This window comes from Mycolicibacterium stellerae (assembly GCF_003719305.1).
Taxonomy (GTDB): domain Bacteria; phylum Actinomycetota; class Actinomycetes; order Mycobacteriales; family Mycobacteriaceae; genus Mycobacterium; species Mycobacterium stellerae.
Genome location: NZ_RARC01000041.1, coordinates 12,353 through 32,633, shown reverse-complemented (window position 1 = coordinate 32,633; position 20,281 = coordinate 12,353). Strand labels below are relative to the sequence as shown.

Genomic DNA, 20,281 nt, shown 5'->3' with positions numbered 1-20,281 from the left:
CCGGCATGACGACGCCCGTGCCGCCGCCGTACGGGGGCTATCCGCCGCCGTACGACCCGTACGGCTATCCGCGGCCGCGCCCGACGAACGGCATGGCGATCGCGTCGCTGATCTGCGCGTTCGTGTTCGCACCGCTGGGCATCATCTTCGGCCACATCTCGCTGTCGCAGATCAAGCGCACCGGCGAAGAGGGACACGGGCTCGCGGTGGCCGGGCTGGTGATCAGTTACCTGATCACCGTCGGCACGATCGTCGTGATGGCCGCCGTCGTCTGGTTCACGATCGCTGTAGCGCGCCACCTGGAAGACGAGTCGCGGTATTACCCCGACGTCACCGCGGCACCGATGACACCGGACGGTGGGCTACCGGACTTCGATCCGCCGCCCAATGTCGGCGCCAGTTGCGCGTATCCGGCCACCACCGAACCTGCCAGCAAGCCCAACAGGGCCCCCCGCTCGGGCCGGGTCCCGACCGATCCGGCGCAGGTGAGCGCGAGCATGTCCACCAACCGGGGCGACATCGGCATTCAGCTCGACAACGGCAAGGCCCCGTGCACAGTCAACAGCTTCGCGAGCCTGGCCCAGCAGGGGTACTTCGACGGAACCACCTGCCACCGGCTGACCACCAGCCCGCAGCTCGGCGTGCTGCAGTGCGGCGACCCGTCCGGCACGGGAACGGGTGGGCCGGGTTACCGGTTCGCCAACGAGTACCCGACCAACCAATACCGGCTGTCGGACCCCGCGCTGAAGACGCCGGTGATGTACCCACGCGGGACGCTGGCGATGGCCAACGCCGGGTCCGGTACCAACGGCAGCCAGTTCTTCTGTGTCTATGCCGACTCGATGCTGCCGCCGACCTACACCGCGTTCGGAACCATCGACGCCACCGGACTCGCCACGCTGGACAAGGTCGCCGCCGCCGGAGTGGACGGCGCAGGCGAGGACGGCAAGCCCGCGATGGGTGTGACGATCGAATCGGTGCGACTGGACTAGGAGCATCCGTGGCCAAGCCTGTGCGGCTGACGGTGATTGTGGTGTCCACCGTGCTGGTCCTCGGATACCTGGCGGGGGTATTCCTCACCAGGGACATCTGGTCAGGCAGGGCGGGCACCCGCGTGACGTTCGCGGCGCAGGCGCGCGACGGGTCGGCGCCATCCCCGGACGCCATGGCGAAGGCGGCGCGTGTCGTCGAAACCAGCCTGGCCGACCGTGGCATGTCCGACGTCGGCGTCGCGGTGGACGCAAACGACGTGATCGCCACGTATCCCGGTCACGGTCTCGATCCCGACGCCCTGCGCGACGTGGTCGGTCCCGGCGATACGAAAAAGCTGCACATCCGCCCGGTGATTCACGCCATACCGGCCGAGGCTGCACCGCCGCCACCGTCGCCGGTGCCCGCGCCCCCCAGCGACCCGGCGCAGGTCATCGCCAACGAGCGGGACCTCCGGCAGAGCACCGAACAGACGATCCAACTCCTGGGCCTTCAGTTCCAGGCAACACGATGCGGTGACGACGACGACCTGGCCGGTCACGACGACCCGAACCTGCCGCTGATCACCTGCTCGACCGACGGAAAGGAGGTGTACCTGCTGGACAAGTCGATCATCAGCGGCGACGAGATCACCAATGCCAGCTCAGGCCGGGACACCGACCGCGGCCAATACTTCGTCGAGCTGCAATTCGATGAGGCTGCCGCGCGCACATGGGCGGACTACACCGCCAAACACATCGGCACCCAGACGGCATTCACCATCGACACCCGTGTCCTGCGCGCTCCGCAGATCCAGGATCAGATTCCCGGTGGCCGCACTCAGATCACCGGACAATTCGATGCCGACAGCGCGCGGGCGCTGGCCGATGCGCTCAACCGCGGCGCGCTGCCGCTCACCCTGTCATACGAATCGTCGACGGAGGCAACGCTGCCGCAGACGGCGTCTGTCAACTTGATGCGGGTCATCGTGATCGGGGCGGGCATCTCCGTCACCGTGGTCGTCGTCGGTGCGTCGGTGTATCTCAGGCGGCGCTGGTGACGCGGTAGACGTCGTAGACACCCTCCACGTTGCGCACCACGTTGAGCACATGGCCCAGATGTTTGGGATCACCCATCTCGAAGGTGAACCTGCTGATCGCGACGCGGTCATTTGAGGTCGTCACCGACGCCGACAGAATGTTGACCTTCTCATCGGCGAGCACGCGCGTCACGTCCGACAACAGCCGGTGCCGGTCGAGGGCCTCCACCTGAATGGCGACCAGGAACACCGACGACGGCGACGGCGCCCATGTCACATCGATGATCCGCTCGGCCTGCTCTTGCAGCGATCCCGCGTTGGTGCAGTCGGTCCGGTGCACGCTGACCCCGCCCCCGCGGGTGACGAAACCCATGATGTTGTCACCCGGCACGGGGGTGCAGCACTTGGCCAGCTTGGTCAGCACGCCGGGAGCCCCCGGCACCGCCACCCCGACGTCCTCGTTGCTGCGTTGGCGCACCGGCATCGTCGCAGGGGTAGACCGCTCCGCCAACTCGTCGGCGGCCTCGTCGTCGCCGCCGAGCTGGGCCACCAGCCGCTGCACGACATGCCGCGCCGACACATGGCCCTCGCCGACGGCGGTGTAGAGGGCCGAGACGTCTGCATAGCGCAGCTCGCGGGCCAGTGCCGCCATCGACTCGGCATTCATCAAGCGCTGCAACGGAAGTCCGCCACGGCGCACCTCGCGGGCGATGGCGTCCTTGCCTGACTCCAGCGCCTCCTCGCGACGCTCCTTGGCGAACCACTGCCGGATCTTCGCCTTGGCCCGCGGCGACACCACGAACTGCTGCCAGTCACGCGACGGCCCCGCGTTGGGCGCCTTGGACGTGAAAACCTCGACGACTTCGCCGTTTTCCAGCTTGCGTTCGAGTGCGACCAGTCGGCCGTTGACGCGTGCCCCGATGCAGCGGTGACCGACCTCGGTGTGGACGGCATACGCGAAGTCGACCGGCGTCGACCCGGTCGGCAGGGTTCGCACGTCGCCCTTCGGCGTGAACACGAAGATCTCCTGCACGGCGAGGTCGTAGCGCAGCGACTCCAGGAACTCGCCGGGGTCGGCGGCCTCCCGCTGCCAGTCGAGGAGTTGGCGCATCCACGCCATCTCGTCGATCTCGGTGGCGCTGTTGCCCGACGGTACCCCGTTGCGGCCCTTGGCTTCTTTGTACCGCCAGTGCGCGGCGATGCCGTATTCGGCTGTGTTGTGCATGTCGGTGGTACGGATCTGGATTTCCAGCGGCTTGCCCTCCGGGCCGACCACGGTGGTGTGCAGCGACTGGTACACCCCGTAGCGCGGCTGGGCGATGTAGTCCTTGAACCGGCCTGCCATCGGCTGCCACAGCGAATGCACCACGCCGACAGCGGCATAGCAGTCGCGGATCTCGTCGCACAGGATGCGGATTCCGACGAGGTCGTGGATGTCGTCGAAGTCGCGGCCCTTGACGATCATCTTCTGGTAGATCGACCAGTAATGTTTAGGCCGACCCTCCACGATGGCGGTGATCTTCGACTTCGCCAGCGTGGCATTGATTTCGGAGCGAACCTTGGCCAGATAGGTGTCGCGCGACGGTGCCCTGTCGGCCACGAGGCGGACGATCTCCTCGTACTTCTTCGGGTGCAGGATGGCGAAAGCCAGATCTTCGAGCTCCCACTTGACGGTCGCCATGCCAAGCCGATGAGCCAGCGGCGCAATGACTTCCAGCGTCTCGCGGGCCTTGCGGGCCTGCTTCTCGGGAGGCAGGAACCGCATCGTGCGCATGTTGTGCAGGCGGTCGGCGACCTTGATCACCAGCACCCGCGGATCGCGGGCCATCGCGATGATCATCTTGCGGATGGTCTCGCCTTCGGCGGCGGTGCCGAGCACCACCCGGTCCAGCTTGGTGACGCCGTCGACCAGATGACCCACCTCGTCGCCGAAGTCGGCGGTCAACGCCTCCAGCGTGTAGCCGGTGTCCTCGACGGTGTCATGCAGCAGGGCGGCCACCAACGTCGTGGTGTCCATGCCGAGTTCGGCCAGGATGTTCGCCACCGCAAGGGGGTGTGTGATGTACGGGTCGCCCGAGCGGCGCATCTGGTCGGCGTGCCGCTGTTCGGCCACCTCGTAGGCGCGTTGTAGCAGCGGTAGGTCGGCCTTCGGGAAGAACTCGCGATGAACCGCGACCAGCGGCTCGATCACCGGGTTCACCGCGCTGCGCTGCGACGTCATCCGCCGCGCCAGCCTGGCGCGTACCCGCCGTGAGGTGGAGGTCTTCGCAGTGTCGGGCACCGGCACGGGCATCGGTGCGGTCTCCGGACCCTCGCTTGGCACCGGTGGTGATTGCACAGCCTGGCCGGTGCCCCGCTCTTCAGCCATCGTCACCTCCCGGTCCCCTGCTCGGCGCGCAAGCGCTCATCGGCGCTCCAGACTTCGAGGATATCGCCTCAGATGATGTGCAGGCTGTTGACGGGCAGCGGTTCGAGCAGGTCGCGGCCGTTGAGGGCGGCCAGTTCGAGGACGACCGCGGCGCCGGTGACGTTTGCACCGGCGGCGGTGAGCAGCCGCATCGTGGCCGCAAGGGTGCCGCCAGTTGCCAACACGTCGTCGATGATCACGATGTTGCGGCCGGTCAGGTCGATGCCGTCGGCGGGGACTTCGAGCGTCGCCGAACCGTACTCCAGGTCGTAGGTCTCGCTGTAGACCGGCGGCGGCAGCTTGCCCGCCTTGCGCACGGCCAGCACCCCGATCCCGAGCTTGTTGGCGACCGCACCCCCGACCAGGAAGCCCCTGGCATCGATGCCCGCGACAAGTTCGGCACCGGCGGCGAGCTCGGCCAGCGCTGCGGTGACGACGGCCAGACCCCGCGGATCGGCGAGTACCGGCGTCAGATCCTTGAACTGGATCCCCGGTTCGGGAAAGTCGGCGACCTCGCGGGTCAGCGACTCGATGACGGCTGTCACCTCGGTGCTCATGCGTCGGGACTCATGTCGCCAGCAACCACCTGTCCATGTTCCACCCCGCGCCCCACCGCGTGGGATTACTGCTCACCGCATACATCTTCTTGGATGTGATCAGAGTGCGCTGCTGACGGTACAACGGCAGCGTCGGCACGTCGGCCCACAGGATGGGTCCCGCCTCGCCGAGCAGTCGAGCCACCTCCTTGGGATCGGCGGTCACCGCGAGCGCGTCGATGATGCCGTCGATCTGCGGATTCGTGTAGCCCGACAGGTTGTTGCCGTTGCCGGTGTGCAGGTCGTAGGCGTCCATTGCCGACGAGCCGGTGGATCCGCTGCCGGTGGACCCACCGGTACTTGCCAGCAGGATGTCGATCTCGTTGTTGCGCAATGTCAACGGACCGGTTGTTCCAGAACTGGTGTCCTGCACGGCGATGCCCGCGGGCGCGCAGGATTTGGCGATCGCCCCGACTGTCGCGGCGAGTCGCGCGTTGGGGGTCTGGTATCCGATCCGCACGGCCAACGGCTGATTACCCAATGCGTCGCGCGCGGCGCCGGGATTGGACGCGACGAACTGATCGGCCCCGACGGCCTCGGCGCTTCCTACCGCTTCCTCGGTCACCGGATTGAGGCGGGTGTTGGCGATCGGCACCTCGGCGTTGCGTGCAATCACATCCCGGGGTGTGCACAGAGCGAGCGCCCGGCGCGCCTGCGGCGCGGCCATCGGACCCTGCGCGGCGAAGATCAGCTGTTCGATGCCTGCGGACGGGCTGTCGGCCTGGGTGTAGTCCTCGGGCATGTTGAGCACACCCGACGAACCGCTGGCGACGTCGACGACGTCCACAGAGCCGTTGTTGAGGCGGTCCTGGACGTCGGCGCCTCTCGGGCTGACGATGATCTTGTTGGTGACGGGCTTTGCACCCCACCATTTGTCGTTGGCGACGAGCACCACCGCGCCGTCGTCGCTGACCGACTCGAGCTTGTAGGGCCCCGACGACGGGAACCGCTTCACGTCGAGGTTGGGTGTGAGGTTCCAGGTGCTGTTCCACGCCTGCGCTATGCGGTCGATGGTCGGGCCGTCGTTGTTGATGATCGCGGCGGTGACGTCGACGCCGAGTTCGTCGGAGATGACGTGGGCGGGCATCAGCGACGTGGCGGCGAACAGCTGGCCGAAATCGACAAGCCCGCGGTCGGCGGCGAACGACACCCTGGCCCGTTTCTGGCCGGGCGCGCAGTCGACGGTGGCGATCTCGCGGTAGCCGGCCTGGTTGGCCGCTTCGAAGCCGGGAAACCGGCCGGACTGCGAAGCCCAGGCCAGGACGAGGTCGTCGCAGGTGACGGGCTTACCGTCGGAGTAAACCGCCTTGTCGCTGATCACGTAGTCGAGAACCAGCGGCGCACGGCCGACAACCGCGATTGTGCCGAAGTCGTGATCGCCGACGATCTGGCCGTCGGGACCGTGATAGTTGAATCCGGTCAACACCCTCGCGAACGCCTGCGGACCGCCCGACGCCGCACCGAGGACGGTGTTGGTGTTGTAGGTGCTCAGCGTCCCGTCGATGGCGTAGGTGATCTCGTCTGCCGGGCTGTCGGAGCAGGATGACACGCCAAAAACACAGCCGAGCGCGACTGTCACCGCTACGGCGGTCCCCCGCAAGCGGGCCCTCATGGACTACCGCCGCCGGGTGTTCCGCTTACCCGCGGGCCGACCGGTTCTGCTGGTCGTCGGTCTGATCGGCCGCGCGCCAGGCACGGGCTTGTCCGCGACCGCGTGCTTGCCCGTCGCCGGGGCCGAAGATACGGCGCTGACGGTTTCCTGTTCGGCGTCGGTGTCGTCGTCGGGCGCCGTGGTCTCTGGCGCCCTGCGGGACCTTTCGGCTGTCGGCTTACGACGGCTGAGCACGCGGCGCGTGTGGGTACGGACCAACTCGGTGCGTTCGCGCAGGGTGACCAGAAGCGGGGTGGCGAAGAAGATCGACGAGTAGGTACCGACGATGACGCCGACGAGCTGCACGAGCGCAAGGTCCTTGAGAGTGCCGACCCCGAGCAGCCACACCGCGACCACCATCAGGGAGAGGATCGGCAGCACGGAGATCAGGCTGGTGTTGATCGACCGCATGAAGGTTTGGTTGATGGCCAGGTTGGCCTGTTCGGCGAAGGTCCGGCGGGTGGTGTGCTGGAAGCCGTGAGTGTTCTCCTCGACCTTGTCGAACACGATGACGGTGTCGTAGAGCGAGAACCCCAAGATGGTCAGCAGGCCGATCACGGTGGCCGGGGTGACCTCGAAGCCGACCAACGAGTACACACCGGCGGTGACGACCAGGTCGAAAAACAGCGTCGCCATTGCCGATATGGCCATATAGCGCTCGTAACGCACGGCGATGTAAGTGGCCGCCAGCACCAGGAAGACCACGAGCGCCAGCAGCGCCTTGTTGGTGATCTGGCCGCCCCAGGTCTCCGATACCGCAGAATCGCTGATGGCCTGCTTGCTGGGCTGGCCGTCTAGCCCCTTGGGTTGGAAGGCGTCGAACAGCGCGTCGCGCAGTTTGGTCGTCTCGTCGTTGTTCAGCGCTTCGGACCGGATCTGCACTGTCGCCGACGGGCCGTTGCCGACCATCACAACCGTTTCGGTGTCCTTGCCAAGCGCCTGGCTGAACACCTCTTCGACACGCTCGGTGGTGACACCCGCGGCGGGCATCGACACCTTGGTACCGCCCTCGAAGTCGATGCCGAACGTGAAGCCGCGCAACACCATGCTCGCGATGCAGACCGCGACGATCACACCGCTGATCGTGTACCACAGCTTGCGGCGCCCGACGACTTCGAAAGCACCGGTGCCCGTGTAGAGCCGTACGAAGAAGCCGTGCTTGGGCGCGTCGACCGCCGAACTTTCGAGATCCGGTGCCTCAACGGCGCCGGATTCGGTCACGTCAGAAGTGCGCTTGGCCATCGCCTACCCCCGTCCCGTCGCTGCGGAAACTCGGCGTTCGCGCGCGATCTGCTGTACGGCACCGAGGCCGTTGAAGGCCGGTTTGGACAGCAGCGTCGACTTCGACGCCATGTACACCAGCGGCCACGTCACCAGGAACACCACCAGCACATCGAGGATTGTCGTCAGTCCGAGGGTGAAGGCAAAGCCTTTCACCTGACCGATGGCAAGGACGTAAAGCACGACCGCGGCGAGGAAGGTCACCGCGTTGCCCGAGATGATCGTCTTTCGCGCACGCTTCCAACCGCGCGGCACTGCGGAGCGGAACGACTTGCCTTCGCGTATCTCGTCTTTGATGCGTTCGAAGAACACCACGAACGAGTCGGCGGTCATGCCGATACCGATGATCAGACCGGCGATGCCCGCCAGGTCGAGCGTGTAGTTGATGTATCTACCGAGCAACACCAATAAGGCGAAAACCATTGCACCCGAAGCGATCAACGACAGCGCCGTCAGCAATCCGAGCACGCGGTAGTAGAGCAGAGAGTAGAGAAGCACCAGCGCCAAACCAATAGCACCGGCGATGAGGCCTGCCCGCAACGACGTCAAACCCAGTGTGGCCGAAACCGTTTCGGCCTCCGAGGATTCGAACGACAGCGGCAGTGAGCCGTACTTGAGCACGTTGGCCAGTTCCTTGGCCCGCTCGGCGTTGAACTGTCCGGTGATCTGGGTGTTGCCGCCGGGGATCGCCTCTTCGATCTGTGGGGCGCTGACGACCTGCGAGTCGAGCGTGAACGCGGTCTGGGTGCCGACGTGTGACGCGGTGAAGTCCGCCCACGTGCTGGCGGCGTCGGGCTTGAACTCCACCTGGACGACGTACTCGCCGCGCTGGGTGTCCATACCGGAACTGGCGTTCTTGATCTGCTCGCCGCTGATGATCGACTTGTCGAGCAGGTACACCTGGGAGTGGTCGGTCGAGCAGGTCACCAGGGGCAGGTTCGGGTCGTCATTGCCCGCAAGGATGTCGTCCTCGTTGCAGCGGGTTGCCTGAAACTGCAGCGCCAGGATCTGGATCTGCTGTTCGGTGCTCTGTCGCAGCGCCTTCTCGTCCGTGATGCGTTGCGCGAGATCCTTCTCCTGGGGTTTCGGCGCGGGACCGGGGGGCGTCGGGCTTGGCGGCGGCGCCTCGGGGTACGGACGCGGCTGCGGAGCCAACGGTGCCTGCGGCGCCGTCTGCTCGGCTGGCACCTCTTGGGCGCCGCCCTGTTCGGCGGGCGCCACCGGCGCCTCCGGTGCGGGCTGGCCCTCTGGCGCTGCAGGCTGGCCTTGTGGCGCACCCGGCTGGCCTGCCGGCGGCCCGCCCTGCGCAGGGCCTGCCTGCTCACCGGGCTGCTGCGGCTGCTGGGCCGCGATCACGTGGATCACCGGCCGGATGTACAGCCGCGCCGTCTGGCCAAGGTTGCGGGCCTCGCTGCTGTCGTTCCCCGGCACGGTGATCACCAGGTTGTCGCCGTCGATCACCACCTCGGATCCTGAAACGCCGAGGCCGTTGACGCGCGAGGAAATGATCTGCTGAGCCTGGTTGAGCGCGTCCTGGGTCGGCCGCGATCCGTCGGGCGTGCGCGCCGTCAGCGTGACCCGGGTGCCGCCCTGCAGGTCGATGCCGAGCTTGGGCTCGGCCTTCTTGTCGCCGGTCAGGAAAACCAGGAGGTACACGCCTACCAACAGCGCGAGGAAGATTGCCAGGTAGCGGGCAGGGTGCACCGGCGTCGAAGGCGATGCCACGTTTCTTTGGTCTCCTCGAGGTCAGGTCGTCAGCACCGCAAAGGGTACGTGGCCGTGCTGAGTGCCCGACTGTCAGTCGTCAGTTCAGGCGGTTCTGGTCCGTGCTGTCGGTGATCTCTGTGGCGGTCGATTCCGGCTGGCCGGCGTCGTCGATGTCGTCGTCGAGCTCGTCGTCTTCGACGATGCGGTCCCGCACGGCGAGCTTCATCCACGTGGTGACGACGCCGTCGGCGATCTCGAGCGATACGGTGTCGTCGTTGATGGCCGTGATCACGCCCTGAAGTCCTGACGTGGTGTGCACGCGGTCACCGACCTGCAGCGAGTTGTGCAGGTCGATGGTGGCCTGCATGGCCTTCTTCTGCCGTCGCGAGGCGAAGAACATGAACGCGCCGAGGATGACGAGCAGGGGTAGTAAGGCGACCAGATCCATGGCAGCAAGTGTCTTTCGTGTCGATGTGTGATGACGGCCCTGGACCGTTGGTGGATCCTGAAGGGCCTTCTAGGTGACCAGTGTGCCATTGCGCCAGCTGACGGCCGAGCGCCCCCGTGTTCCGGGCGGCCAATGCGCCGACCGCACGACTGCCTCGGGACTAGGCTCACACAGCGTGACCATCCTCGAGCAGAGCCGCTTTCTCGCCACTTCCATCCCGGGTCCGCGCTCCAAGGAATTGATGGACCGCAAGGTCGCAGCCGTATCTCGCGGCATCGGCAACACCATGCCGGTCTACACGGCGCGGGCAGGCGGAGGCATCGTCGAGGACGTCGACGGCAACCGCCTCATCGACCTCGGGTCTGGCATCGCCGTCACCACGATCGGCAACGCGTCGCCGCGGGTCGTCGAGGCCGTGCGCAAGCAGGTCGCCGACTTCACCCACACCTGCTTCATGGTCACGCCGTATGAGGAATACGTGGCCGTCGCCGAGGCGCTCAACCGCCTCACCCCCGGCGACTTCGAGAAGCGCTCGGCGCTGTTCAACTCCGGTTCGGAAGCGGTGGAGAACGCCGTCAAGATCGCCAGGACCTACACCCACAAGCAGGCGGTGGTGTCCTTCGATCACGCGTATCACGGCCGCACGAACCTGACCATGGCGCTGACCGCGAAGTCGATGCCCTACAAGCACGGCTTCGGCCCGTTCGCGCCGGAGATCTACCGCGCGCCGCTTTCCTACCCGTTCCGCGACGCGGAGTTCGGTAAGGAGATGGCGACCGACGGTGAGGTGGCCGCCCGCCGCGCGATCAGCGTCATCGAGAAGCAGGTCGGCGCCGCCAATCTGGCGGCGGTCATCATCGAGCCGATCCAGGGCGAGGGCGGATTCATCGTTCCAGCCGACGGCTTCCTGCCCGCGCTGCTCGACTGGTGTGCAAACAACGACGTGGTGTTCATCGCCGACGAGGTACAGACGGGGTTCGCGCGTACCGGCGCGATGTTCGCCTGCGAGCACGAGGGCGTCGTGCCCGACCTGATCGTGACCGCCAAAGGTATCGCCGATGGCCTTCCCCTTTCGGCCGTGACCGGCCGCGCCGAGATCATGGATGCGCCGCACGTCAGCGGGCTTGGCGGAACCTACGGCGGCAATCCGGTCGCCTGCGCGGCCGCGCTGGCCACCATCGAGACGATCGAATCCGACGGGTTGGTGGCGCGGGCCGCTCAAATCGAGCAGGTCATGAAGGACCGTCTGCACCGGATGCAGGCCGAGGACGACCGCATCGGCGACGTCCGCGGCCGCGGCGCGATGATCGCGATGGAGATCGTGAAGTCCGGGACCACCGAACCCGACGGCGAGCTGACGGGGAAGTTGGCCGCCGGCTGCCACACCGCTGGTGTGATCGTGCTGACGTGCGGTACCTATGGCAATGTGTTGCGGTTCCTGCCTCCGCTGAGCATCAGCGACGACCTTCTCATCGAGGCCCTCGACGTACTCGCGCTCGTTCTCGCCGACCTGTAGGCGGCTCATTTTCCACCGGGAGCTGGGTCCACACGCAAGTAGGGGAACGCAAAAGTCCCTAACCGCCTGGGGTTTTGGGTACTTTTGCGTCTGCTCGCGGAGAGATCGCGTTCCAGAACTCGGTCATCAACGTCAGAATCCGGTCGCGGTCGATCAGCAGCGGTGAGACGTGGCCGGTACCCGCGACCTCCTCGACGCGACAATCGGCGATCGCGGCACACGCGTGGCGGGCCTCGTCGGGCCGCCAGCCCGTGACGTCGTCGCGCACCGTCATCACCAGGGTCGGCACGGCGATGCTGCCGAGAAGGTCCTCGATCCCCGTGCGCTGCAACATCATCGACCGCATTGCGTGATACATCCCGTCTCGGTCCGCTTCTCGGAACGACGCCGTGACCGTCGCGGCAAGTTCGGGCTGTGCGGCGATCGATACCCCGCCGACCAGGGACTTCATCAATTGCTTCACGATGAAGCCGTTCGGTCCCGTGAAGCGATACAGGTGGACGAGCGGCCATGCCTTGGTGAACTTCTCCGTCAAAGTGAAGCCCCGGATGGGGGTGCCGATGGTCGTCAGGCTGCGCAACCGCTGCCCGGCGGCAAGACGGATACCGACATGACCGCCCCAAGCGTTTCCGACCCAGTCCACCGCCTCGGTGACCCCCAACCGGTCCAGCGCCTGTTCGGCAGCGGCCACCACTTCCGGGAACGTGAAATCTCGTGCCACAGCGTCACTCTTGCCGTGACACGGACCGTCGATGGCGTACACGGTGCGCTGCCTGCCCAACTCGTCGACAACCGACCCCCAGGACCGCGAGTCGACGAACAGGCTGTGCCACAAGACAACCGGCGGCCCGGTTCCTGCGCGCCGAACGTGCAGCCGCCCGAGGTCGGTGCTGACGAACTCTGAACTCGGGGTGATCATCGCGACTCTCCATTTACTTCGGAAACCGAAACTTCGGTAACCGTAGTATTCTCTTCGACTGTGGAAACGTCAAGGGAAAACGTGCCAGACCGGTTGGCCATCGGACAGCTGCTGGTCAGACTGCTTCGCGAATTCCGCGATGACCTGGCCGCTCCCCGCGCCGAGGCGGGCTACGGAGACGTTCGCGAGCCGCACTTCCAGATCTTCGGCAATATCCGGATGGGCGGCATCCGGCTCACCGAGCTGGCCGACCGCGCGCAGCTGAGCCTGGCGGCCACTTCCGAGCTCGTCAACGACCTCGCCGACCTCGGCTACCTGACGCGGCGGCCCGATCCGGCGGACGGCAGAGCCAAGCTGATCGACCTGACCAAGAGGGGCCGGGATCTGATGGCCGACGCGGGCAGCAGGGTCGCCGACATCGAGCGCCGGTGGTCGGCGCTGGCGGGCCGGAGGAACTTCGACCAGATGTGCCGCACCATGCAACGGTTGCTCGACGGGCTCGATCCCAACGACTCGCGGGGCTAGCTGGGCGGTGGCAGCCGCAGCAGCAGCCGGGCACCACCCATGGGACTCGTCTCGAGGGCGGCAGTTCCGCCGTGGATCTCTGCCTGCTGGGCCACCAACGCGAGACCGAGACCGGAGCCCGCCCGTGCCGCCGTCGAGCCGCGGGAGAACCGCTCGAAGACGGCGGCCCGCTCCTCTTCCGGCACGCCGAGCCCGTTGTCGTCGACCGTGATCTCGACACCGTCAACGGAACTGATCGCGGCCAGCCGGACCTCGGTGGCTCCGCCGTGCTTTACGGCGTTGGTGATCGCGTTGTCGATGACCAGTCGCAGGCCCGCAGGCATCCCGACCATCAGCACGGTGGTGGGCGACGCCAGCGACACGTCCAGATCGGGGTAGTTGCGCATCGCGTCATGGGCGGCCCGGTCGAGCAGGTCGGTGATGTCGACCGGGACGAAATCCGCGACGGTGGTCAACTCGCCCTGGGCCAGCCGCTCCAACGCCGAAAGCGTCGCCTCGATCCGGGTCTGGGTGCGCATGACGTCGGCGATCACCTCCTTGCGCTGCTCGTCGGGAAGGTCGAGCGTCGAGAGAACCTCGAGGTTGGTACGCATCGCAGTCAGCGGTGTTCGCAGTTCGTGGGAAGCGACGGCCGCGAAATCCCTCGCGGACTCCAATGCGGCCTTGGTGCGCTGCTGTTCGTCACCGATGCGGGCAAGCATGCCCTCGACCGCTTCGGCGATCTCGACGGCCTCCTGCACCCCGCGCACCTTCACCTCATCGGGCTTGGACTGCGCGTTGATCACCCGGGCCTGCTCGGCGAGCACCCGGAACGGGTTGATCATGATCAGCCACAGCACCGAGGCGACCACCAGCGTCGCGACGATGACCCCGCCACAGATCAACAGCACGCGTCGGTGCAATTCGTCGATCCGCCTTTGTGTTTCGGCAAGCGGAGCGCCGACGGCGATAGATGCCTTACCGGCGGTGAACGTGCGGACCCGGTACTCCATGCCGTCGATCGTCGTGCTGACGTAACCGTTGTCGAACTGCGGCAAGACGATGTCCTTGGGCACCGAGACAGTGACGCCGTCGACGCGGGCCGTCCGCACGAGCTCGCCGTTCGGGGACTGCTCGACGAGTCCCAGGCTCTCAGAGTTGCGCAGCAGTGAGCTGATGTCCCCAAGGCTGCTGACCGAATCGAGGCGGCGGTCGAGCTGGCTGTACTGGTCGTTGGTCACCCCGAACCAGACCCACGCCCCCAGAATGATGACCAGCGCAACCACCGACAGCGCGGCGACGATGACGATGATGCGCAGTGACATCACGCGCGCCAGCAGCCGGTAGAGACGTTGGACAAGTCGCACTACGGCACACTGTCACTCCGCGCGGGCAGACGCAAAAATCTAGCGGTGGGCGAGTCGCCCGCCGCGGCCGAACATGCCGCCCCAGGAGCGGTGTCGAGGCTCCGGCTCCTCTTCGGCAGGCCGGATTTCTGTCACGTCGTCCGACGCTTCAGGCTCAGTGGTGGTCACCGCCGAGCGCTGCGCATAGCGGACATCGCGCGCGCTGCGGATGGACAGCCTGCCCAGCGCAAGCGCACCGAGGAAGATGATCAGTGCGCCCAGCCCGTAGAAGTAGGCCAGATCCAGGGCCACGCGCTTGGTCTCGGTCGCGGCCACCGGGGTGCCGACATCTCCGAGACCCAACGGTCCAGCCAGCGCCCGCCCGACCACGAACCACGCACCCGCGAGAACGGTCAACCAGCCGCCGAGCATGGCGGTGAAGCGGTTGCGCGAGCTCAGCAGAAGGAAGCCGCCCACCGCCGTTGCAACGCCGGGCAGCACCTCGAGCCAGCCGCGCGCCGCTGTCCACGCCCACTCACGATCGGGGCTGAATGCGAAATCGAAATACGGCCCGACGAACGGGATGAGCCCACCCCAGATGCCGAGCAGTATCAGTAGAAAGCCACTTGCCGCGCCGCGGCTGCGGGGCATCTGCAGCCTGCCGCCGCGATGTGCGCGCGTATCACTCATTCGGGTGCCTCCTGAAGGTTTATGTCGGGATACCCCGAGCCCCCATCGGCCAATCGAGAATTGCTGTCTGCCGAACTAGCAAAGGCCCTTTAGACTACGCAAGTGGGCTGGATGAGGAAGTGGTGGCTGCAACCCGACCATTACCGCTGGTTGTCCGGGTATCTGGGACACCGAAACCTTCGGGCCTTCACCCGGCGAATGATGGCCACCGTCGTCATCGCACTTGGCGCCGTCCCACTCCTGGTCATGTTCACTTCCATTGGCCCGGACAGCACCTTTGGCATGGTGATCAGCGCCCTCGTCATTGTTTGCTGTGCGGCAATGGCGACCATGTGGCTCACCCGCTGGCCCAGCAGGCGTCAGTCGGTCCTTTTCGTGGTGGTATCCACCGCATGCATAGCCGCGACGTGCCTGACGTACTCCGCTCCGGCCATGTCGCTCGTCGGCTGTACCGCGTTTGCGGCACTCGCCGGCTATACCGCCTTCTTCCACACCAGTCGCTACCTCGCGGTGGTGTTGACTACTGCCACCGCAACCTCGATCGTCTGCGCCGTCGAGCTGGCGTTCGCGGGGGGCGTCCTTGTCGCCGTGGCTAATCTGCTCATCATCGCCGTGGGCGTGCTTGCCGTCCCGTTCTCCGTGCACGTGCTCGTGCATCTGCTCGGTGACGACGCACTGAAGTCGCACACCGATCCCCTCACCGGACTGCGAAACAGGCGGGGGTTCTACAGATCCGTCCGCGAACTGACCAACGGCTCGGCACACGCCACGGAACCGTGTCTCTCGGTCATCATGATGGATCTGGACGGGTTCAAGAAGGTCAACGACACCAGGGGGCACACCACCGGCGACCGGATCCTTGTCGCCGTGGCCGACAGACTGCGGCACACCACGCGAAGGCGCGCGGTCATCGCGCGGGTTGGCGGCGAGGAGTTCCTGATCGCCGAGCTGACGCAACCCGGCGAAGGCCAGATGATCGCCGAGCGGTTGACGCAGGAGGTCGCCGCGATTCCCGGGGGCGCGACGGCGAGCGTCGGCGTCGCGAGCATCAGCCGAGACGACACCGTTGACCTGGATACCAGGATGGTGGTCGACCACCTGGTAGACGCCGCCGACGCGGCGATGTACGAGGCCAAACGAGCAGGCGGGAACCGGACGCGCCAGGCCGAGAGCACCGAGATTCACAGCAGATAGCCAGGCTCACGAGTTAGCGGGAATAACGTTAGCTTTGCTAACGTAGTTCTGTGTAGACGCAGCGTCGCGTCACCTTTCCCGGTTATTCTTAGGATTTTTGATGCCGATTGACACCCGCGACGAGCGACTAGAACGCCGCATCGCCGACCTGAAAGCCACCGATCCACAGTTCGCCAACACGAGCCCAGACGAAGCGATCTCCGAAGCAATCGAGCGGCCCGAGCTTCGGCTCGCGCATATCGTCGCGACCGTCTTCGACGGCTACGCAGAGCGCCCCGCGCTCGGCGCCCGCGCCGTCGAGTTCAGCACCGATGGCGAGACCGGCCGCACCAAGGCAGAACTACTCCCCCGCTTCCAGACCATCTCCTACGGCGAGCTATCCGGACGCGTCCAATCGATCACCAATGCGTTGGCGTGCGACCCGGTCCGCCCTGGCGACCGTGTCGCACTGCTCGGTTTCACCAGCGTCGACTACACATCCATCGACGTCGCGCTGATCGGCCTCGGCGCCGTCTCCGTGCCGCTTCAGACAAGCGCGCCCGCCGCGCAGCTGCGCCCGATCATCTCCGAGACTGAGCCGACCCTCATCGCCTCGAGCGTCGACTACCTCAGCGACGCAACCGAACTGGTCCTCACCGGCTTCGCACCCGCTCGATTGATCGTGTTCGACTACCTGTCGCAGGTCGACGACCATCGCGACGCGCTTGACGCCGCCAAGGCGCGCCTGGCCGAAGCGGGTAGTCGGGTAATCGTCGAAACCCTGGCGGACGTGTGTCGGCGTGGAGCCCAACTTCCCGCCGTGCCACCGTTCATCGCCGACGAGGACGATCCGCTGACGCTGCTCGTCTACACATCGGGCAGCACGGGTACGCCGAAGGGCGCGATGTATCCCGAACGGCTGGTCGCCAATTCTTGGCGGCGCTCGGTCCGGGGATCCTGGGGCGACGACGGCATCAACCCGTCGATCACCTTGAGCTTCATGCCGATGAGCCACATGATGGGCCGTGGCCTGCTGTACGGCACCCTCGGCGCCGGTGGCACCGTGTATTTCGCTGCGAAGAGCGACCTTTCGACGTTCCTGGACGATCTTGCCTTGGTCCGGCCCACCCAGCTGAGCTTCGTCCCGCGCGTGTGGGACATGATCTTCGCCCAAGTCCAGACCGAATTGGACCGCGGAACCTCCGACGAGGCCACGGTGCTTGCCGACGCACGTCAGCACTTGCTCGGTGGCCGGTATGTGATGGCGATGACGGGGTCGGCGCCGATGTCGCCCGAGATGAAGTCGTTCGTCGAGACGCTCCTGGACATGCATCTGGTCGACGGCTACGGCTCGACCGAGGCAGGTGCGCTCTTCGTCGACGGCCACATTCAGCGGCCACCGGTGATCGACTACAAGCTGGCCGACGTGCCCGACCTCGGCTACTTCGGCACCGACCGGCCCCATCCGCGTGGCGAACTGCTCGTCAAGAGCGCCACCATCATTCCCGGGTACTACAAGCGCCCCGAGGTGACCGCGGACGTGTTCGACGACGACGGCTACTACCGCACCGGGGACATCGTCGCCGAGACCGGCCCCGACCAACTGGTATACCTGGACCGCCGCAACAACGTGCTCAAGCTCTCCCAGGGTGAGTTCGTCGCCGTCTCCAAACTGGAAGCCGCTTTCGGCGACAGCCCACTGGTCCGGCAGATCTACGTGTACGGGAACAGCGCCCGCTCCTATCTGTTGGCAGTCGTCGTCCCGACCACCGAAGCGCTGGCACGCTATGACACCTCGGAGCTCAAAACCGTTGTCGGCGAATCGCTTCAGGACGTCGCGAAGGCTGCCGAATTGCAGTCCTACGAGATTCCGCGTGACTTCCTCGTCGAGGAGACACCGTTCACCCTGGAGAACGGCCTGCTGACCGGCATCCGCAAGTTGGCAAGACCGAAGCTCAAGGAGCACTACGGTGACCGCCTCGAGCAGCTCTATGCGGAGCTGGCCAAGGGGCAGGCCGACGAATTGCGCGCGCTGCGACAGGGTGGCGGTGACGGGCCGGTGCGCGACACCGTGATCCGCGCGGCGGGCGCACTGCTCGGTGCGGCGACCGCCGATGTGGCGGCCGACGACCACTTCACCGACCTCGGTGGTGATTCGTTGTCGGCGTTGACGTTCGCCAACCTGCTGCATGAGATCTTCGACATCGAGGTACCCGTCGGCGTCATCGTCAGCCCGGCCAGCGACCTGGCCGCGATCGCCACCTACATCGAGACCGAGCGCCGACCCGGCACGAAGCGTCCGACGTTCGCGTCCGTGCACGGCCTCGGTGCGACCGAGGTACACGCCGCCGATCTGACGCTGGACAAGTTCATCGACGCCGAGACCCTCGCCGCGGCGCGGTCACTGCCCGGCCCCAGCGCCGAGGTGAGAACGGTATTACTCACCGGCGCAACCGGATTCCTCGGTCGCTATCTGGCGCTCGAGTGGCTGCAGCGGATGGATCTGGTCGGCGGAAAGGTGATCTGCCTGGTCCGCGCGACGGACGATGACTCGGCCCGCGGACGCCTCGATACCATCTTCGACAGCGGTGACCCCGAACTACTGCGCCTCTACCGCGGGTTGGCCGCCGATCACCTCGAGGTGATCGCAGGCGACAAGGGCGAGGCCAACCTCGGGCTCGACCAGGACACGTGGCAGCGGCTCGCCGATACCGTCGACCTGATCGTCGACCCGGCAGCACTGGTCAACCATGTATTGCCTTACGACCAGCTGTTCGGACCCAACGCGCTCGGCACCGCCGAGCTCATCCGCATCGCGGTAACCACCAGGATCAAACCGTTCGTATACGTCTCGACCATCGGCGTCGGTGCGGGCATCGAGCCGGGAAGGTTCACCGAAGACGCAGACATCCGGGCCATCAGCGCAACCCGCAACGTCGACGACAGCTACGCCAACGGCTATGCCAACAGCAAGTGGGCCGGAGAAGTCCTTCTGCGCGAAGCGCACGACCTGTGCGGCCTGCCGGTGTCGGTGTTCCGCTGCGACATGATCCTTGCCGACACCACCTATGCCGGTCAGCTCAACCTGCCGGACATGTTCACCCGAATGATGCTGAGCCTCGTCGCCACCGGGATCGCGCCGTCGTCGTTCTACGAACTCGACGCAGGCGGACACCGGCCGCGGGCACATTACGACGGCCTGCCGGTGGAATTCATCGCCGAGGCGATATCGACCATCGGTGCGGGCGTCGTCGACGGATTCGAGACCTACCACGTGATGAATCCTTACGACGACGGCATCGGCCTCGACGAGTTCGTCGACTGGCTGATCGCCGCGGGCTACCCGATACAACGGGTGGGTGACTACGCCGTTTGGTTGAAGCGGTTCGAGACGGCGATCCGTGCCCTGCCCGAACGGCAGCGGCAGGCGTCACTGTTGCCGCTGCTGCACAACTATCAGCGGCCGGAAAAGCCGATCCGCGGGTCGATCGCACCGACGGACCGTTTCCGGGCCGCGGTGCAGAGCGCAAAGGTGGGCTCGGACAAGGACATCCCGCATGTCACCCCGGAGGTGATCGTCAAGTACGTCACCGACCTGGAGCTGCTCGGGTTGCTGTGACGCGCCTGACGGCGCTAGGTCGCCAGACCGAAAGCGAGCAGCACGACGCCTATCAAGGCAAATGTGCCCTGCGTGACGGCGGCGCGCGCCTTGTCCGGCGATGATGCGAGCAGTACAGCCGCCGCAGCCACCATCGACCCGACGCCCGCGAACACCAAAGCGGCGCCTACCGCGGTGTGCCCCAGGCAGAGAGCGACGATGCCGACGGCCGTCACAATCGCCAGGAACAGGTTGTAGAAGCCCTGGTTGAACGCGAGCAGCTTGGTGGTCTCGGCCTCCTCCGCCGTGGTGCCGAACGTCGCGCGGGTGCGCGCAGACGTCCACGTCAACGACTCCATGACGAAGATATAGACGTGCAACAGTGCAGCAAGGCCCGCGAAAATCAGTGCAGCGGTGATCATTACGACTCCTATGCT

General features: G+C 66.1%; 16 protein-coding genes. 6 read left to right on the top strand and 10 right to left on the bottom strand.

The features are described from left to right. Positions 1-5 precede the first annotated feature (5 nt). A complete protein-coding gene (locus tag D6M19_RS31120) occupies positions 6-992 on the top strand; it encodes a peptidylprolyl isomerase (protein WP_123029151.1) in 987 nt (328 codons plus the stop codon). 8 nt (positions 993-1,000) lie between these two features. Beyond that, entirely contained in the window at positions 1,001-2,029 is a 1,029-nt protein-coding gene (locus D6M19_RS31115) for a SecDF P1 head subdomain-containing protein (RefSeq protein WP_123029150.1), read from the top strand. On the opposite strand, the gene D6M19_RS31110 is transcribed toward D6M19_RS31115, so the two are convergent. The 6 genes from D6M19_RS31110 to yajC form a co-directional block, all read right to left on the bottom strand. Further along, positions 2,013-4,376: a RelA/SpoT family protein gene (locus D6M19_RS31110; protein ID WP_123029177.1), complete on the bottom strand. Its 2,364-nt coding sequence runs from the start codon at positions 4,374-4,376 to the stop codon at positions 2,013-2,015. The two genes, D6M19_RS31115 and D6M19_RS31110, sit on opposite strands and share 17 nt — an antisense overlap. A 68-nt stretch (positions 4,377-4,444) precedes the next feature. After that, complete coding sequence (locus D6M19_RS31105; RefSeq protein WP_123029149.1) at positions 4,445-4,972, bottom strand: adenine phosphoribosyltransferase; 528 nt, start codon at positions 4,970-4,972, stop codon at positions 4,445-4,447. A 10-nt stretch (positions 4,973-4,982) separates the two neighbouring features. Then, positions 4,983-6,623: an ABC transporter substrate-binding protein gene (locus D6M19_RS31100; protein ID WP_123029148.1), complete on the bottom strand. Its 1,641-nt coding sequence runs from the start codon at positions 6,621-6,623 to the stop codon at positions 4,983-4,985. 3 nt (positions 6,624-6,626) lie between these two features. Then, positions 6,627-7,904, bottom strand: a complete 1,278-nt coding sequence (secF, locus tag D6M19_RS31095) for a protein translocase subunit SecF (RefSeq protein WP_123029147.1) — start codon at positions 7,902-7,904, stop codon at positions 6,627-6,629. 3 nt (positions 7,905-7,907) lie between these two features. Further along, positions 7,908-9,668 carry a protein translocase subunit SecD gene (gene secD / locus D6M19_RS31090; protein ID WP_123029146.1) on the bottom strand — a complete coding sequence of 587 codons (1,761 nt, stop codon included), beginning with the start codon at positions 9,666-9,668 and terminating at the stop codon, positions 7,908-7,910. Between the two features lie 79 nt (positions 9,669-9,747). Continuing rightward, on the bottom strand, positions 9,748-10,098 hold the full coding sequence (gene yajC / locus D6M19_RS31085; protein WP_123029145.1) for a preprotein translocase subunit YajC: 351 nt from the start codon (positions 10,096-10,098) through the stop codon (positions 9,748-9,750). A 175-nt stretch (positions 10,099-10,273) separates the two neighbouring features. Here yajC and gabT point away from each other — a divergent pair, with 175 nt between their 5' ends. After that, positions 10,274-11,614 carry a 4-aminobutyrate--2-oxoglutarate transaminase gene (gabT, locus tag D6M19_RS31080; RefSeq protein ID WP_123029144.1) on the top strand — a complete coding sequence of 447 codons (1,341 nt, stop codon included), beginning with the start codon at positions 10,274-10,276 and terminating at the stop codon, positions 11,612-11,614. 58 nt (positions 11,615-11,672) lie between these two features. On the opposite strand, the gene D6M19_RS31075 is transcribed toward gabT, so the two are convergent. After that, positions 11,673-12,533, bottom strand: coding sequence for an alpha/beta fold hydrolase (locus tag D6M19_RS31075; protein ID WP_123029143.1), 861 nt, complete (start codon positions 12,531-12,533; stop codon positions 11,673-11,675). Positions 12,534-12,593: 60 nt separating this feature from the next. Here D6M19_RS31075 and D6M19_RS31070 point away from each other — a divergent pair, with 60 nt between their 5' ends. After that, a complete protein-coding gene (locus D6M19_RS31070) occupies positions 12,594-13,058 on the top strand; it encodes a MarR family winged helix-turn-helix transcriptional regulator (RefSeq protein WP_206428683.1) in 465 nt (154 codons plus the stop codon). Here the strand turns inward: D6M19_RS31070 and D6M19_RS31065 are convergent. Both D6M19_RS31065 and D6M19_RS31060 read right to left on the bottom strand, forming a co-directional pair. Then, positions 13,055-14,362 (bottom strand): sensor histidine kinase, encoded by a 1,308-nt coding sequence (locus D6M19_RS31065; protein ID WP_123029175.1) that lies wholly within the window; start codon positions 14,360-14,362, stop codon positions 13,055-13,057. The genes D6M19_RS31070 and D6M19_RS31065 overlap by 4 nt on opposite strands. 81 nt (positions 14,363-14,443) lie before the next feature. Next, on the bottom strand, positions 14,444-15,073 hold the full coding sequence (locus D6M19_RS31060; RefSeq protein ID WP_123029142.1) for a hypothetical protein: 630 nt from the start codon (positions 15,071-15,073) through the stop codon (positions 14,444-14,446). Positions 15,074-15,184: 111 nt separating this feature from the next. On the opposite strand from D6M19_RS31060, the gene D6M19_RS31055 reads away from it, so the two are divergent. Together D6M19_RS31055 and car are read left to right on the top strand one after the other, a co-directional pair. Beyond that, positions 15,185-16,267 (top strand): GGDEF domain-containing protein, encoded by a 1,083-nt coding sequence (locus D6M19_RS31055; RefSeq protein ID WP_234835139.1) that lies wholly within the window; start codon positions 15,185-15,187, stop codon positions 16,265-16,267. Positions 16,268-16,367: 100 nt separating this feature from the next. After that, a complete protein-coding gene (car, locus tag D6M19_RS31050; protein WP_123029140.1) occupies positions 16,368-19,865 on the top strand; it encodes a carboxylic acid reductase in 3,498 nt (1,165 codons plus the stop codon). Between the two features lie 14 nt (positions 19,866-19,879). On the opposite strand, the gene D6M19_RS31045 is transcribed toward car, so the two are convergent. After that, a complete protein-coding gene (locus tag D6M19_RS31045; RefSeq protein WP_123029139.1) occupies positions 19,880-20,266 on the bottom strand; it encodes a DUF1304 domain-containing protein in 387 nt (128 codons plus the stop codon). Between the last annotated feature and the right edge of the window lie 15 nt (positions 20,267-20,281).

Coding starts and splice junctions, on each gene's coding strand:
- car (WP_123029140.1), top strand. CDS start 16,368: ATGCCGATTGACACCCGCGACGAGCGACTAGAACGCCGCATCGCCGAC.
- D6M19_RS31120 (WP_123029151.1), top strand. CDS start 6: ATGACGACGCCCGTGCCGCCGCCGTACGGGGGCTATCCGCCGCCGTAC.
- D6M19_RS31100 (WP_123029148.1), bottom strand. CDS start 6,623: ATGAGGGCCCGCTTGCGGGGGACCGCCGTAGCGGTGACAGTCGCGCTC.
- D6M19_RS31055 (WP_234835139.1), top strand. CDS start 15,185: ATGAGGAAGTGGTGGCTGCAACCCGACCATTACCGCTGGTTGTCCGGG.
- yajC (WP_123029145.1), bottom strand. CDS start 10,098: ATGGATCTGGTCGCCTTACTACCCCTGCTCGTCATCCTCGGCGCGTTC.
- D6M19_RS31045 (WP_123029139.1), bottom strand. CDS start 20,266: ATGATCACCGCTGCACTGATTTTCGCGGGCCTTGCTGCACTGTTGCAC.
- D6M19_RS31075 (WP_123029143.1), bottom strand. CDS start 12,533: ATGATCACCCCGAGTTCAGAGTTCGTCAGCACCGACCTCGGGCGGCTG.
- D6M19_RS31060 (WP_123029142.1), bottom strand. CDS start 15,073: ATGAGTGATACGCGCGCACATCGCGGCGGCAGGCTGCAGATGCCCCGC.
- D6M19_RS31065 (WP_123029175.1), bottom strand. CDS start 14,362: ATGTCACTGCGCATCATCGTCATCGTCGCCGCGCTGTCGGTGGTTGCG.
- secF (WP_123029147.1), bottom strand. CDS start 7,904: ATGGCCAAGCGCACTTCTGACGTGACCGAATCCGGCGCCGTTGAGGCA.
- D6M19_RS31105 (WP_123029149.1), bottom strand. CDS start 4,972: ATGAGCACCGAGGTGACAGCCGTCATCGAGTCGCTGACCCGCGAGGTC.
- D6M19_RS31110 (WP_123029177.1), bottom strand. CDS start 4,376: ATGGCTGAAGAGCGGGGCACCGGCCAGGCTGTGCAATCACCACCGGTG.